The organism is Streptomyces sp. NBC_00104 (genome assembly GCF_045160825.1).
Taxonomy (GTDB): domain Bacteria; phylum Actinomycetota; class Actinomycetes; order Streptomycetales; family Streptomycetaceae; genus Streptomyces.
Window position 1 is genome coordinate 7,368,825 of record NZ_CP108215.1, and the last position, 15,125, is coordinate 7,383,949.

General features: G+C 73.0%; 12 protein-coding genes. 7 read left to right on the forward strand and 5 right to left on the reverse strand.

Annotated elements, in window-relative coordinates; translation table 11 throughout:
* Window positions 1-85: 85 nt before the first annotated feature.
* Window positions 86-2,548, reverse strand: coding sequence for a DEAD/DEAH box helicase (locus OG272_RS32455; RefSeq protein ID WP_405895368.1), 2,463 nt, complete (start codon window positions 2,546-2,548; stop codon window positions 86-88).
* A 481-nt stretch (window positions 2,549-3,029) separates the two neighbouring features.
* Here OG272_RS32455 and OG272_RS32460 point away from each other — a divergent pair, with 481 nt between their 5' ends.
* Window positions 3,030-3,797, forward strand: coding sequence for a ferritin-like fold-containing protein (locus OG272_RS32460; protein ID WP_326577716.1), 768 nt, complete (start codon window positions 3,030-3,032; stop codon window positions 3,795-3,797).
* A gap of 143 nt (window positions 3,798-3,940) precedes the next feature.
* Here OG272_RS32460 and OG272_RS32465 read toward each other — a convergent pair whose 3' ends face one another.
* From OG272_RS32465 to OG272_RS32480, 4 genes are all read right to left on the reverse strand, one after another.
* Complete coding sequence (locus tag OG272_RS32465) at window positions 3,941-4,213, reverse strand: hypothetical protein (protein ID WP_326577715.1); 273 nt, start codon at window positions 4,211-4,213, stop codon at window positions 3,941-3,943.
* A 209-nt stretch (window positions 4,214-4,422) separates the two neighbouring features.
* Window positions 4,423-4,650, reverse strand: a complete 228-nt coding sequence (locus OG272_RS32470) for a DUF3107 domain-containing protein (protein WP_326577714.1) — start codon at window positions 4,648-4,650, stop codon at window positions 4,423-4,425.
* Between the two features lie 202 nt (window positions 4,651-4,852).
* Window positions 4,853-5,494, reverse strand: a complete 642-nt coding sequence (locus OG272_RS32475; protein ID WP_326577713.1) for a TetR/AcrR family transcriptional regulator — start codon at window positions 5,492-5,494, stop codon at window positions 4,853-4,855.
* A 202-nt stretch (window positions 5,495-5,696) separates the two neighbouring features.
* Window positions 5,697-5,915: a hypothetical protein gene (locus OG272_RS32480; protein ID WP_326577712.1), complete on the reverse strand. Its 219-nt coding sequence runs from the start codon at window positions 5,913-5,915 to the stop codon at window positions 5,697-5,699.
* A gap of 308 nt (window positions 5,916-6,223) precedes the next feature.
* Between OG272_RS32480 and OG272_RS32485 the strand changes: the two genes are divergently transcribed.
* From OG272_RS32485 to OG272_RS32510, 6 genes are all read left to right on the forward strand, one after another.
* Entirely contained in the window at window positions 6,224-7,525 is a 1,302-nt protein-coding gene (locus tag OG272_RS32485; protein ID WP_405895369.1) for an alpha/beta fold hydrolase, read from the forward strand.
* 446 nt (window positions 7,526-7,971) lie between these two features.
* The gene (locus OG272_RS32490) at window positions 7,972-9,369 is read left to right on the forward strand and encodes a DUF3152 domain-containing protein (protein ID WP_405895370.1); all 1,398 of its coding nucleotides are present in this window, start codon (window positions 7,972-7,974) and stop codon (window positions 9,367-9,369) included.
* 210 nt (window positions 9,370-9,579) lie between these two features.
* A complete protein-coding gene (locus tag OG272_RS32495; RefSeq protein ID WP_405895371.1) occupies window positions 9,580-11,733 on the forward strand; it encodes a DUF3492 domain-containing protein in 2,154 nt (717 codons plus the stop codon).
* On the forward strand, window positions 11,730-13,187 hold the full coding sequence (locus OG272_RS32500) for a hypothetical protein (RefSeq protein ID WP_405895372.1): 1,458 nt from the start codon (window positions 11,730-11,732) through the stop codon (window positions 13,185-13,187). Before OG272_RS32495 ends, OG272_RS32500 begins: the two co-directional genes overlap by 4 nt.
* A gap of 197 nt (window positions 13,188-13,384) precedes the next feature.
* A complete protein-coding gene (locus tag OG272_RS32505; RefSeq protein WP_326577707.1) occupies window positions 13,385-14,344 on the forward strand; it encodes an NAD-dependent epimerase/dehydratase family protein in 960 nt (319 codons plus the stop codon).
* A complete protein-coding gene (locus OG272_RS32510; RefSeq protein WP_327727911.1) occupies window positions 14,332-15,081 on the forward strand; it encodes a spherulation-specific family 4 protein in 750 nt (249 codons plus the stop codon). Before OG272_RS32505 ends, OG272_RS32510 begins: the two co-directional genes overlap by 13 nt.
* Window positions 15,082-15,125: the final 44 nt, after the last annotated feature.

Sequence of the window (15,125 nt, forward strand, 5' to 3'; positions counted from 1 at the left end):
AGGGGCGGCGGGGGCGAGGAAACCCTGGAAACGCCGAAGGCCCGGCCCCCCGAGGGGAACCGGACCTTCACTCGGCCGAATCGGCTCAGCTCTCCGCAGCCTCCACGGCAGCCACAGCCTTCCGCGTCCGACGCCGCGGCGCCGGAGCCTCACCCGTCTCCTCGACGGCGGCAACCGAAGCCGCAGCCTTACGCGTACGACGCGGCTTCGTGGCCTGCTCCTCCGTCGGCTGGGCCGGAACCGCACCCTCGACCGAAGCCGCAGCCGCAGCCGCGGCCTTCCGGGTGCGGCGGCGTGGTGCGGGTGCCTCGACGGTGTCGGCGGCGGCCTCGGCGGCGGTGTCCGTGGCCTCGACGACGGCTTCGGCGGCTTTGCGGGTGCGGCGCCGGGGCTTGGCCGGGGCTTCCTCGGCGACGGTCTCCTGGACCACGGCCTCGGCGGGCGCGGCGGCCTTGCGGGTCCGGCGACGCGGCGTGGCCGGGGTCTCGGCGGCGGCCGCCCCCTCGGCCGTGTCGAGCGCGGCCTCGGCAGCGGGCGCCACGGCGGCCTCCGCGACCTTGCGGGTCCGACGACGAGGCGTGGACGTCGCCTCCTCGGCGACGGCCTCCACCCCGCTCTCGGCGGCCTCCGCGACAGTCTTGCGGGTGCGGCGGCGTGGTGCGGGTGCCTCGACGGTGTCGGCGGCGGCCTCGGCGGCGGTGTCCGTGGCCTCGACGACGGCTTCGGCGGCTTTGCGGGTGCGGCGCCGGGGCTTGGCCGGGGCTTCCTCGGCGACGGTCTCCTGGACCACGGCCTCGGCGGGCGCGGCGGCCTTCCGGGTGCGGCGACGCGGCGTGGCCGGGGCCTCGGCCGCCGGCTCGGCGACGGTCGCGCCCTCGGCCGTGTCGAGCGCGGCGTCCGCACCGGGCGCGGCCTCGGCGACGGGAGCCTCGACGGCCTCCACCGACTTGCGGGTGCGGCGGCGACGCGGCTTGGCGGCTTCCTCGACCGACTCGGCGGATGTGCCCGCGACGGTCTCGACCACGGCCTCGGCCCGCTCGGCCGGCGTGCTCTCGACCGTCTCGGCCACCGCCTCGGCGGCGGGGTTCGCCCCGGCACGGGTGCGGCGGCGACGGCGAGGCGTACGGGACTCGGACTCGGCGGAGTCGGCGCCCGGCGTCTGCGCGGACTCCGACGGCTCCGTGACCGCGGCGGCCTCCGGGGACACCCCGTCGACGGTGGCACCACCGCGCGTACGGCGGCGACGACGCGGCGTACGCGCCGGGCGCTCACGCTCACGCTCACGCTCACGCTCGCGCTCGGCGGCGGGCGCGGGGCCGGAGGAACGGCCGCCACGACCGCGCGGACCGCGCCCGCCCGTCTCGCCGAGGTCTTCCAGTTCCTCCGCCCCGAGCCCGGCGCGCGTTCGCTCCGAGCGCGGCAGGACACCCTTGGTGCCTGCGGGGATGTTCAGTTCCTCGAAGAGGTGCGGGGAGGTGGAGTACGTCTCCGGCGGGTCGTTGAACCCGAGGTCCAGCGCCTTGTTGATGAGCTGCCAGCGCGGGATGTCGTCCCAGTCGACGAGGGTGATCGCGATGCCCTTGGCGCCCGCGCGGCCCGTACGGCCGATGCGGTGCAGGTACGTCTTCTCGTCCTCGGGGGACTGGTAGTTGATGACGTGGGTGACACCCTCGACGTCGATGCCGCGGGCGGCGACGTCGGTGCAGACGAGGACGTCCACCTTGCCGTTGCGGAAGGCACGCAGGGCCTGCTCGCGGGCGCCCTGGCCGAGGTCGCCGTGGACCGCGCCGGACGCGAAGCCGCGCTGCTGGAGCTGGTCGGCCAGGTCGGCCGCCGTCCGCTTCGTACGGCAGAAGACCATCACGAGACCGCGGCCCTCGGCCTGCAGTATGCGCGCGACCAGCTCGGGCTTGTCCATGTTGTGCGCGCGGTAGATGTGCTGCTTGGTGTTCGCGACCGTCTTGCCCGCGTCGTCCGGCGCCGTGGCGCTGATGTGCGTGGGCTGCGACATGTAGCGGCGCGCGAGGCCGATGACCGCGCCCGGCATGGTCGCCGAGAACAGCATCGTCTGGCGCCGGGCCGGAAGCATGTTGATGATCTTCTCGACGTCGGGCAGGAAGCCCAGGTCGAGCATCTCGTCGGCCTCGTCGAGAACCAGGCACTTGACGTGCTTCAGGTTCAGCTTCTTCTGGCCCGCGAGGTCGAGGAGCCGCCCGGGGGTGCCGATGACGACGTCCACGCCCTTCTTGAGGGCCTCGACCTGGGGCTCGTAGGCGCGGCCGCCGTAGATCGCGGTGACGCGCACGTTGCGCACCTTGCCGGCGGTCAGCAGGTCGTTGGTGACCTGGGTGCACAGCTCGCGCGTGGGGACGACGACGAGCGCCTGCGGCGAGTCGACGAGGTCCTCGGGCTTGGCGCGGCCGGCCTCGACGTCGGCGGGGACGACGACGCGCTCGAGGAGCGGGAGACCGAAGCCCAGTGTCTTGCCGGTGCCGGTCTTGGCCTGGCCGATGACGTCGGTGCCGGTGAGGGCGACCGGGAGCGTCATCTCCTGGATGGGGAAGGGGGTGATGATGCCGACGGCCTCAAGGGCTTCGGCCGTCTCGGGAAAGATTCCGAGATCTCGGAAAGTCGTAGTCAGGGTGCTGCCTCTTCTGTGTACGCGGTGTGAGGCGAGCGCGGGGGTCGTGTCGGACCGTGCCGGGGACGTCGGCCACCGCACGGGCGGGCCGTGTGGCACGGGACCACTGCCGACGCTCTAGCGCTCATACCGCTGAGGGGTTCCCTCCGGACGCCGTACGCAGAGTGCCGTACGGAAAAGGAGGGCTGTCGGGTCGGAGCCGATCGGGCCACCGACCGGGCATCCTCATGCGTGCGGCCTGTCGAGACACGTTCGAACTACGTCGACGTACCAGCAGGCGCATTACCACCATACCCCGGAATCGCGCATATGCGATGGCCGATTTGGTCACGTAGTCGTCGTCACACTGAATGACCACGCTCTTCCGCCTTGGGGGGAGCGGGCTATTGTGCGCTTCATGACCACGTCTGACAAGCCTGAGAACGCCGTCGGCAGCGAGTCCGCCGACACCGCCGAGGTCACCGGGATCGCCGCCCAGGACTGGGCCCGGGCCTCCGCCGACCCGCAGTACCGCGCCGCGGTGGTGGACCTGCTGGGTGCGCTGGCGTACGGGGAGCTGGCGGCGTTCGAGCGGCTCGCGGAGGACGCGAAGCTGGCGCCGACCCTCACCGACAAGTCGGAACTGGCGAAGATGGCGGCGGCCGAGTTCCACCACTTCGAGAGGCTCCGGGACCGGCTCACCGAGGTCGGCGAGGAGCCGACGCGGGCCATGGAACCGTTCGTCGACGCGCTCGACGGCTTCCACAGGCAGACCGCGCCGTCGGACTGGCTGGAGGGGCTCGTCAAGGCGTACGTCGGTGACTCGATCGCCAGCGACTTCTACCGGGAGGTCGCCGCCCACCTCGATTCGGACACGCGCGGGCTGGTGCTCGCCGTGCTCGACGACACCGGGCACGCCGGGTTCGCCGTGGAGAAGGTGCGCGCCGCGATCGACGAGGACCCGCGAGTGGGCGGGCGACTGGCGCTGTGGGCACGGCGGTTGATGGGGGAGGCGCTGTCGCAGTCGCAGCGGGTGGTGGCCGACCGGGACGCCCTGTCCACGATGCTCGTGGGTGGTGTCGCCGACGGGTTCGATCTGGCCGAGGTGGGGCGGATGTTCTCGCGGATCACTGAGGCGCACACGAAGCGGATGGCCGCGCTGGGCCTCGCGGCCTGAGCCGGGGGCGCCTAGGGCCCTTCTGATGGCTCTAGTCGCCGTGGGGTGAAGTGTCGTCCTGCGGGTGCGGGGTTCGTCGCGGCTGGTCGCGCAGTTCCCCGCGCCCCGTGACGTGGGGCTTCGTCCCTGCCGGACGGCCTTCCTCACGCCGTCGCGGAGCTGCTGCGTCGAAATCGTTCCGTCGGGCGCAGGAGCAGGGACAGGGAGGCCGCCGCGACGACCAGTGCGCCGGCGAGGATCAGCAGGTAGTTCGCGGAGCCGAGTGCCGTGTGGGTGAGGAAGGCGCCGAAGAGGGCGCCGGCGGTGCCGGTCGGGAGGACCAGGGTGCGGGACGGCAGGCGGTGCGGCAGCCGGTAGGCGGCGGCGCAGGCCAGGGCGAAGCCGAGGAGTGCGGATCCGAGTGCTTCCAAGAACATGATCGGGTTCCCTCCCGCACGGCCTGGCCTGGGCAAATCGGTCGTAGCCGGTACTACCCGCGAGTCAGGGAACGCAACCATCGTCGGTGCATGAGATGTGGTGGCCCTGTGCGGTTCGGCCTGTGCGAGCCATGAGGAGCGGGCGCAGGGAGGGGGCCCGGTGGTTTCACACCACCGGGCCCCCTCCCTACGCCTCTTGTGCCTCTTGACTACAGCGCGCTGAAGCCCACCTTGCGGACGGCCGACTCGCCGATGTCGACGTAGGCGAGACGGTCGGCCGGGATCAGGACCTTGCGGCCGTGCTCGTCCGTGAGGCTCAGCAGCGCCGACTTGCCGGCCAGCGCCTCGGCAACGGCACGCTCGACCTCCTCGGCACTCTGACCGCTCTCCAGAACGATCTCGCGGGGCGCGTGCTGCACGCCGATCTTGACCTCCACGGCTATGTCCCTCCGACGGTCAGTGAAATGCGCGGGCTTCCGCGCCGTACGCAGCACACATTAGCCCGGTGAGGGGACGTACACGCTCCGCCTGAGAACGCCAGGAGCGAACAGAGCGCGGGAACAAAACCCCGGGACCAGGGCTGTGCCGAGGCGGCGGGCCCGGGGTCGCACCGTCGGTGCCGTCGATCAGCGCTGTCGGTCAGTGCTGGTCGATGCCGTGCAGGGGGAAGCCCGCGATGCCGCGCCAGGCCAGCGAGGCCAGCAGCTGGACCGCCTGCTCGCGCGGGACGCTGCGGTCGCTGTGCAGCCAGGACCGCGCCACCACCTGGGAGAGGCCGCCCAGTCCCGAGGCGAGGAGCATCGACTCCGCGCGGGAGAGGCCGGTGTCCTCCGCGATGACGTCGCGGATGGCCTCGGCGCACTCGTTGGTGACCTTGTCGACGCGCTCGCGCACGGCGGGCTCGTTCGTCAGGTCGGACTCGAAGACCAGCCGGAAGGCACCGCCCTCGTCCTCGACGTACGCGAAATAGGCGTCCATCGTCGCCAGGACCCGCTGCTTGTTGTCGGTCGTCGACGCCAGCGCACCGCGTACGGCCTGGATCAGGGACTCGCAGTGCTGGTCCAGCAGCGCCAGGTAGAGGTCGAGCTTGCCGGGGAAGTGCTGGTAGAGCACCGGCTTGCTGACTCCGGCGCGCTCGGCGATGTCGTCCATCGCAGCCGAGTGGTAGCCCTGGGCCACGAAGACTTCCTGGGCGGCGCCCAGCAACTGGTTCCGTCGGGCTCGGCGCGGCAGGCGTGTGCCCCGCGGGCGCGCCGCCTCTGTCTGCTCGATGGCTGTCACGCCGCCTCCCAAGATCGTCCACATGCGGGTGTGCGCCGCGCCGCCATCGTACTTTTCGGTAACCCGGGTGTGCGCGGTGCGAGCGCAGAATTTCACGGACCGGACAGCGGGGAAAGTGCCGCGGACCATATCGAACAGGGGCAGGACGGGCAGAAAGGAAGCCCTTTCTCGTCACCGGTCGTCGTCCCTGGTGAGGATCGGGTTACCGGTAGTCGTCCTCGTCCAGGGAGACTACTCGTGCCTGCTCCGCCAGGTCGGCCTCGTTGGCGGCGCCGGGGTCGGCGTCGGTGAGCGGGTCGTCCCGGTCCTGGGCGATGTCCGTGTGCTGCTCGGCGGCGTCGGCCTCGGGGGCCTCGACGTCGTCCAACTCCATGGAGTCCTCCTCGGGGAAGGTGTCGGGTTCGGTCGGGTCGACGGCCATCGTGGGTTCCCCTTCCTGTGCTGCCCCGGCGTCGCCGGTACGTCCCCGGAGGCGGTGGGGGCCACGTACGGGTGCCCTCTTCGCGGGCCTGGATGCAGGCTCATGTGCCTGCTTATGAGCCTGTTTCATGAGTCTGGGAGACAGGTGGTCGTGGCGCTGTGTGGTTCGGCGTGATCAGGCGGTAAGTGCTCGGCCCTCGCGGCGAGTGCTGCACGCCCCGGTACCCCTTGAGAAGTGGCTGATTTGTGGCACGTTCTGTGACGGCGAACACATGAGCCACTGCGTGATCGTCTCGTAACATTGCCCGCATGTCCTCGACCGAGCTGCCGTCCCTGCTGACCGCCACCGCGTCGCCGAAGGCGAGTGCCGTGCGCGTGGCGCCCGGTGAGCGACTCAGGTCGGTTCGGCTACCGGGGATCACGCTGTCGGTGCGGTCGAGACCGCCGGCGCGCGAAGGACTGCCGCCCGCCGTGTACGTGCACGGCCTGGGCGGTTCCTCGCAGAACTGGTCCGCCCTGATGCCGCTGGTCGACGGCCTCGTGGACAGCGAGGCGCTCGATCTGCCCGGCTTCGGCGACTCGCCGCCGCCGGACGACGGCGACTACTCCGTCACGGGCCACGCGCGCGCGGTCATCCGGTACCTCGACTCCGCCGGGCGCGGCCCGGTGCACCTCTTCGGCAACTCCCTCGGCGGCGCGATCACGACCCGCGTCGCCGCCCTGCGCCCCGATCTCGTCCGCACCCTGACCCTCGTGTCGCCCGCCCTGCCGGAGCTGCGGGTGCAGCGGACGGCCGTGCCGACCGCGATGCTCGCCCTGCCGGGCATGTCGGCGCTCTTCACCCGCTTCACCAAGGGCTGGAGCGCCGAGCAGCGCGTACGGGGCGTCACGGCGCTCTGCTACGGCGACCCCGGCCGGGTCACGGAGGAGGGCTTCCGCAACGCCGTGGAGGAGATGGAACGGCGGCTCCAACTGCCGTACATGTGGGACGCGTTGACGCGTTCCGCCCGTGGGATCGTGGACGCGTACACCCTGGGCGGGCAGCACTCGCTGTGGCGCCAGGCCGAGCGCGTCCTCGCCCCGACCCTCCTCGTCTACGGCCGCCGCGACCAACTCGTCGGCTACCGCATGGCCCAGCGTGCCGCCCGCTCCTTCCGCGACTCCCGCCTCGTCTCCCTGCCGGACGCGGGACACGTGGCGATGATGGAGTACCCGGAGGCCGTTGCCGCCGCGTTCCGTGAACTGCTGGCGGATACGGGGAAGTCGAGCGGCGGGGCGGACCAGGTGTCGGTGTCGGTGCCGGTGGGTTCGGGGCGGAGAGGCTGGGATCTGGATGCGGATTCGGCTTCCGCTGCCGCTTCGGCTGCAACTTCGGCTTCCGCTGCCGCTTCGGCTGCAACTTCGGCCTCGGCTTCGACTTCGGGTTCAACTTCGGCTTCGGCTACGGTGAGTTCTGCTCGTGCTGCGGCTTCGAGCGCGGGTTCGGATTCGGCTCCGGGCGACGGTTCGAGTGAGGGTGGTCCGGTGGGCGACGGTGGATCGGCCGGCGTCGACGGCGGCGAATCGGTCGCCGAAGAGCCTCCCAAGGGGTCACCCGGCGTGGGGAGCTGAGGCGCGGCGTGGGACGGCACAGCCGCAAGGGGCGGGCGCCGAAAGGCGAGACGGACGAGATGAGCACAGCCCGGACGGCGACGTCCGCCGGTACGGGTGACCGCGAACCGGCGCCACGCGCACCGGAAGCCCAGGGAGCCCCGCGTGCGGGCGGACCGGGTTCCCGGGGCGCCGGGAGCACCTCGGCTCCGGCGGCGCAGGCGGGAGCGCAGTCGCCAGGCGGCACCCCGTTGCCCCGCAGGTACGACGGGACTCCGGGCCAGGGGATTCCACGGTTCACCGGGGGTGCGCCCGGGATACAGGGGCCGCGTTCCCCTGACGGCACCCCCGCGCACGGCTTCCCGCGCCTGCCCGGTGGCACCCCGGCGCACGGCGCGCCCCGTTACGCCGACGGGACTCCGGCGCACGGCTTCCCGCGCCTGCCTGACGGCACTTTGGCGCACGGGATGCCCCGTCTCCCCGACGGTACGCCCGCGCACGGCTTCCCCCGTCTCCCCGACGGTACGCCCGCGCACGGCTTCCCCCGGCTCCCGGACGGCACCCCGGACCGCGGCTATCCGGTGAGTCGTGGCGGGCACCCCGAGCAGCGTGAAGCGGGCGGGGGTTGGGGGCACTCGGGTGGTGGTGGGCGCCGGACGGGTGCCGAACACGGCGTGGCGCACGGGGCTCCTGCGGGGGCCCCGTATGGTGTGCCGGGCGAGGCGGCACCCCCCGGCGCCCCGTACGGCGTGCCTCCCGAGCGTTCCGGCCGCCGCCTCCCCATTCCCCGGCAGCGGCAGGAGACCATGCCCCCCGGAGGCCCCCGCCAGACCTATCTGGACGCCTTCGACGAGGTCGACGACGTCTTCGCACCCGGTCGGACACACCGTGCGGCGCCCGGTGCCGATGCCGACGGCCGGGTCGAGGCGGCTTTCGCGGAGAAGCCGCTGCAGGAGAAGCCGTCGCGAGAGGAGCCGCTGCGGCAGAAGCCGTCGCGGGCGTCGGGTGAGCAGCCTCCGGGCGATGACTCCGAGGACGTGGAGACGGCGAAGGGCGGCAAGGGGCGGGCGTTCGCCGGGATCGCGGCCGCCGCGGTCACGACCGTGCTGGCGGTCGTCGTGGGCGGACAGATGGCCGGTGGACAGGATGACGGCACCGCCACGCAGTCGCAGGCCGCCGACGCCGGCGAACGTGCTGTGCGCGACGCCTCGCGCAGCGACAACCGGCCCACACCGTCCAGTTCGCCGAGCCCGAGTGCGACGCCGCTGTCGTACGACCAGAAGATGGGCAAGAAGTACGAGCTCGCCGCGGATCTCGAGGGTGGCGGGAAGTTCGAGGCGGTCAAGGGCTTCGACAAGGCGCCGGGGGTGGGACGGAAATACCGCTACCGGGTCGACGTCGAGAAGGGGTTGGGGCTGGACGCGGGGCTGTTCGCCGACGCCGTGCAGAAGACCCTGAACGACGAACGGAGTTGGGCCCACGGTGGCGGCCGGACGTTCGAGCGGATCTCCTCGGGGACACCCGACTTCGTGATCACGCTGGCGAGCCCGGGCACCACCGCGACCTGGTGCGCCAAGTCGGGGCTCGACACGACCGTGGACAACGTCTCCTGCGATTCGGCCGCCACCGAGCGCGTGATGATCAACGCGTATCGCTGGGCCCAGGGTTCGGAGACGTACGGCGACCAGATCCACGCGTACCGGCAGATGCTGATCAACCACGAGATCGGCCACCGCCTCGACTACCCCCATGTGACCTGCGACAAGGACGGCGAGCTCGCCCCCGTCATGCAGCAGCAGAGCAAGTTCCTGACCTATGACGGGATCACGTGCAAGGCCAATCCCTGGCCGTACCCCGGGAGTTGACGAGAGCCCGCGCAAGCCGACGCGGCGTGATCGATTGATCCCTTAGCGCGACAAAACGCGTCCCGCTGGGGAAAGTTACGACCGTTCACCCCTTTTGGTGGTGTGATGGACAACCGTCCGTCGCACCACCGCCTTGTCCGCATACGTTCGTCCCGCTGCGGGCCGCCGGGTGAACGGCGGCTCCTCAAACGGGAGATCGGGGGTGCACGCGTGCGCATCGGACTGCTTACGGAGGGTGGCTATCCGTATGTGAGCGGTGACGCCAGGCTCTGGTGCGACCGACTCGTACGTGGGCTGGCGCGACACGAGTTCGACATCTACGCGCTCAGCCGGAGCGAGCGGCAGGAGGACGAGGGCTGGCTCCCGCTGCCGCCGCAGGTCAACCGGGTCCGCACGGCACCGCTGTGGACGGCCGAGGGCGACGGGGTCGTCCACGGCCGCCGGGCGCGGAGGCGCTTCGCGGAGGCCTACGGCGAGCTGGTGGCAGCGCTGTGCTCGGGGGGAGTGGGCGGTCCCGACGGTGGGGCTGGTGTGGCCGGGTTGCTCGGCGGTGCCCGTGGAGCCGAGGGGGCCGAAGGCGTCGAGAAGGCTTCCGAAGGTGGGGCGGGGGCTGAGGCGGACCGTTTCGGCAACGCGCTGTACGGGCTCGCCGAGCTGGCCCGTGACGAGGGCGGACTGGTCGGCGCGCTGCGCTCCGAGGTCGCGGTGCGCACGCTGGAGCGCGCATGTCGTGCGCCGGGCGCACTGCGAGGGGCGCGCGAGGCTCGCGTACCGGATCTACTGGCGGTCGCCTCACATCTGGAACGCGCCCTGCGCCCCCTCTCACTCGACTGGTACGGGGACGACGGGCTCGGCTCGGTCGACCTGTGCCACGCGGCGGCGGGTGGCTCGGCCGCGCTGCCCGGGCTGTTGGCCCGCCACTTCCACGGGGTTCCGCTGCTGGTCACCGAGTACGGCGTGCCCCTCCGGGCGCACTACCTCGGGACCTCGGGAGAGGCGCCGGTGCGCGCGCTGCTCGCGGCCTTCCACCGCCGGCTGACCGCCGAGGTCTACCGGCAGGCCGCCTGTCTCACCCCCGGCAACACCCATGCCCGGCGCTGGCAGGAGCGCTGCGGCGCCGACCGCGCCGGCATCCGGACCGTCTACCCCGGCATGGACGCCGCCCGCTTCGCGGCGGTCGGCGAGTCACCGGAGTGCGCGGATCCGCACACGCTGGTGTGGGTCGGCCGCATCGAGCCCGCCAAGGACCTGATCTCGTTGCTGCACGCCTTCGCCGAGATCCGCCGGGCGGAGCCCAAGGCGCGGCTCAGGATCGTCGGAGCGGCAGCGGGGGCCGAGGCCGCCGCCTATCTGGGCCACTGCAGGGCCCTGGCCGCGCAGCTCTTCCCCGACGAGGCGGACGGCGTCCACGCGATCGGCGACAACCCCGTCTCCTTCGAGGAGATCGGCGACCCGGCCGTCCCCGACCTGGCCGAGGCCTACGCGGTGGGTGCGGTGGTCGTGCTGTCGAGCGTGGTCGAGGGCTTCCCGATCAGCCTGGTCGAGGCCATGTTCTGCGCCCGGCCAACGGTCTCCACCGACGTGGGCGCGGTCGTGGAGGTCATCGGCGGCACCGGGCTCGTCGTCCCACCGCGCAATCCGCGGGCGCTCGCCGAAGCGTGCGTGGCGCTCCTGCGAGAACCCGCGCGCCGTGCGCGCCTGGGTGCGGCCGCGCGCGCCCGCGCCCTCGAACTCTTCACGGTGGAGCAGAACGTCGCGGCATTTCGTGGCATCTACCTCGAAATCGTCTCCCAGGCCCCGGTGCGCAAGGTCGTCCTCGACGACACCGGCGAGCCCCTGCCCTTCGGATCCCCCGCCGAGGCCCATGTGCCCGGCCACTGGACCGATTCCCGCCTGGTGGCGGGCGGCCTCGGGATCGCGGGGGTTGCCGGTGTGGCAGGGGTTGCGGGAGTCGCCGGTGCCGCGGGCCTGGGCGGGGTTGCCTCGGGGAGGCCGCGCTGGGCGATGGGGGCGTCCGAGCGGGCGACGGCGCCCGAGCGTGGGACGACACCTGTGCGTGGGGCGACACCTGTGCGGGACACGGCTTCGGTGCCGGGTGCGACGCCGGCGGTGGGGTCTGTGCCCGGCCCGGGTTCGGGGTCGGGGGCGGGGACGGGGGCGGGGGCGCAGTCGGCTTCCGTGCCTGGTCCGTCTCCGGCTTGGGGTTCCGTGTCTGGTCCGGCACCGGCTTCGGGTCCCGTACCCGGTCCGGCGTCGGCGCCTGTCGCCGCTGCGCCGTCGGGATCGGCTCCGGTCCGGGCTGCGGAGAGGCCTCCGGGGACGGCGGCCGGGGATCCGGTGCCCGCGGGGGAGGGGACGCGATGAGCGAGCTGCGGCTGGACGGGGTCGATGGCTTCGACGGGGTGGAGCGCTCGGACGTACTGGATCGCGCGGACCTACTGAGCCGCGTGGACGGACTGGGCCACGCGGACGGACTGGGCCACGCGGACGGGAGGGGCGAGTCGGACGGGCTGGGTGGGCCGGTGGCGGCGCGCGCTTCGAGCCTGAGGGAGCGGTCGGGCGAACCGGCCCCGCGAGGGCCGTCGGGTGAGCCCGGGACCAAGGGCTCGCCCGGTCCGAAGGCCCCGCCGGATGCCATGACTTCGCCCCGTCTCCTGGCAGCACAGGACCTGGTCGCCTCACCCGACCCCACCCTGGGACCGGCCGACGACGACCCCGCCGCAGCCGCACTTGGGTCCACCCCCCGACGCGGTGCCGTCGACCCCGTGAAGGCCCTGATGCACCGGCACCGGGAACTCTGCGAGAGGGCGGTGGACTCCTTGGAGATCGCCGCCGGGCTGGAGGCGCACGGGGTGACCGACCGTACGGCTGCCCGCTTCCGGCACCGGGACGTGTTCTCGCTCGCCGAGGAGATGTATGCGCGGGTGTCGCGTGACGGGGAGGAATCCACGAAGCGCGAGCCGGCGCCGAGTGCGCCCGGCGCGCGCGGTGGATGGGCGGTCCTCGCCCTCCTGCCGGGCGCCCTGTGCGCGGCGGCCGTGGTCGGAATTCGGCTCACCGACGGCCAACCCCGTCTCGCGGTCGCCGCCCTCGGCGCCCTCGGCGCCCTCGCGGTGGCGCTCGGCCTCCGCGTGGCCCTCGACCGGGGACCACTGCGCGCCCCGTCCGGCCCGGCCGGTCGTACCCGCGCCTGGACCTGCTGGCTGATCGCGTACGCGATCCTCGGCGACGGCCTGCTCGCCGCCGGTCTCCACGGCGGCCCCCACGGCCTCTGGCCGCCGGCCGTCGCACCCGTGCTCGCACTCGCCCTGTCCTGCGCGCCCGCTGTCTGGTGCGCCCACCTCCTGGCCGTACGCGCCCGCCGCAAACTCGCCACCAGCCGAGGCCTCGCGGAGTTCGCCGACTCCGTGCAGCCCCTGATCCTCGGCGTGTTCGCGCTCCACCTCTGTGCCCTGTCCGCCCTGCTCGCGCTGTGCGGCGCGGTCCTGGACGAGCCCGCCGGGTACGCCGGCGCCGGTGCCCTCGGCGCCCTCCTACTGCTCGCCCGCCTCCTCACCGCGCACGGGTTCACCCAGGCCCCGGCCCTCGCCCTCCGGACAGCCGCCCTGGGCGAGGCGCTCGGGCTGGGCACGGTCTTCGCGAGCCGCCTGCCGGGCTGCTCCCTCCTGTCCGTCCCCGTCGAGACAGTCGCCGACGCCTGGGGTGTCGGGGCCGTCCCCGCTCTCGTGTGCGGCGCCGCCGCGCTCGTCCTCCTCGTCCACACCACCCGCACCCTGACCCGGGCCTCGGCCCACGCCCTGCCCTCCGGGGCCACCTGACCCATCCGGGGCTCCGCACGACGGCCGCATACCGCCGCGCGAAGCCCGGGCCCGACCGACGCGCCGGACTTCCGTCCGCGCGCCCCTCCCGCGGAGCCGACACCGCGGGCCCACCTCATCACTCACGGCACCACCCCATAAGGAGAACGCCAGATGATCACCTCCCGAACCGGAGAACCCGCCCCGGGAGCCGCCCGATGAGGGTCCTGCTGATCGGAGCCAACGGATACCTCGGCCGCTTCGTCGCCGAACGCCTGCTCGCCGACCCGGCCGTGCAGCTCACCGCCCTCGGCCGCGGCGACGACGCCGACGTACGGTTCGACCTCGCCACCGGCAGCCCCGGCGCGCTCACCCGCTTCCTGGACGCCGTCCACCCCGGAGTCGTCGTCAACTGCGCCGGAGCCACCCGCGGCGGCGCCCGCGAACTCACCCGGCACAACACCGTCGCCGTCGCCACCGTCTGCGAGGCCCTGCGCCGCAGCGGCTGCGGGGCACGCCTGGTGCAGCTCGGCTGTGGTGCCGAGTACGGGCCCAGCCAGCCCGGCTCCTCCACCGCAGAGGACGCCGTGCCCCGTCCCGGCGGTCCGTACGGCGTGAGCAAGCTCGCCGCCACCGAACTCGTCCTCGGCTCCGGCCTGGACGCCGTGGTCCTCCGCGTCTTCTCGCCCGCCGGCCCCGGCACACCCGCCGGCTCCCCGCTCGGCCGCCTCGCCGAAGCCATGCGCCGCGCCATGCAGTCCGGCGACGGCGAACTCAAACTCGGCGGCCTCGGCGTCCAGCGCGACTTCGTCGACGTACGCGACGTCGCCCGCGCCGTCCACGCCGCATCGCTCTCCGCGGCCCAGGGCGTGATCAACATCGGCTCGGGCCGCGCCGTGCGCCTCCGCGACGCCGCGGCCGTCCTCGCCCGCGTCGCCGGCTACGGCGGAGCCCTCCACGAACTCGACGCCCCGCCCGGCCCCATCAGGCCCACCATCGGCCACCCCCGCCCCGAACCCGACCACGCCGCCCCCGTCTCCTACCCCTACCCGGACGGCTGCGGCAGCTGGCAGCAGGCCGATGTGCGCACCGCCCGCGACCGGCTCGGCTGGCGGCCCCGCATCAACCTCGAGGAGTCCCTCGCCGACATCTGGATGGAGGCGGCATGCCGTATCTGACCCCCGCCTCCTCCGGCATCGCGAGCACCGGCTTACGGCTCGGCTTCGGCATCCCCGGCTACGCCCACCCCCTCCTCGCTCCCCTGGAATGGGGCAAACTCACCCGCCCCGGCACCCCCCTGCACTGGGTCGTCCTGAACGTCTCCGACGGCCCCGGCACCCGTCCCGACCCGCACTGTCTGGAAGCCGCCGGACGGCTGCGGAACACGGGCGTGCGGGTTCTCGGCCATCTGGACGTGACCTATGGGGCGCGCGCCTTCGCCGAGATCGCCTCCGACGCCCGCCGCTACCTCGACTGGTACCAGGTCGACGGCTTCCTCCTGGACCGCTGCCCCACCGAGCGCAGCGCCCTCCCCGAGACCAGCCGCACCGTCACCGCGCTCCGCGCACTCCTCGGCGGCGGCCATGTCGTCCTCGGCCACGGCACCCACCCGTATCCCGGCTATGCCGAGACCGCCGACCAACTGGTGACCTTCTCCGGCCCCTGGAGCGAATACCGCTGGTCGCAGGTGGCCGAGTGGACCGCCGACCATCCGCCCGAGCGCTTCTGCCACTTCGTCCACGGTGTCCCGCGCGGCCACCTCGACGAGGCGCTGCGCACAGCCCGCTGGCAGGGCGCCGCCACGATCTACTTCACCGACCGCACGGACCGCGGCGGCAGGATCGACCCCTGGGAGACGATGCCCGGCTACTGGGACGAAATCGTCTCGCTGGTTGGAACGGGTGTCTCGGAATGAAAAAGGGCGTGGCAGTGTTACGGGGAGAACAACTGTAGTGATTG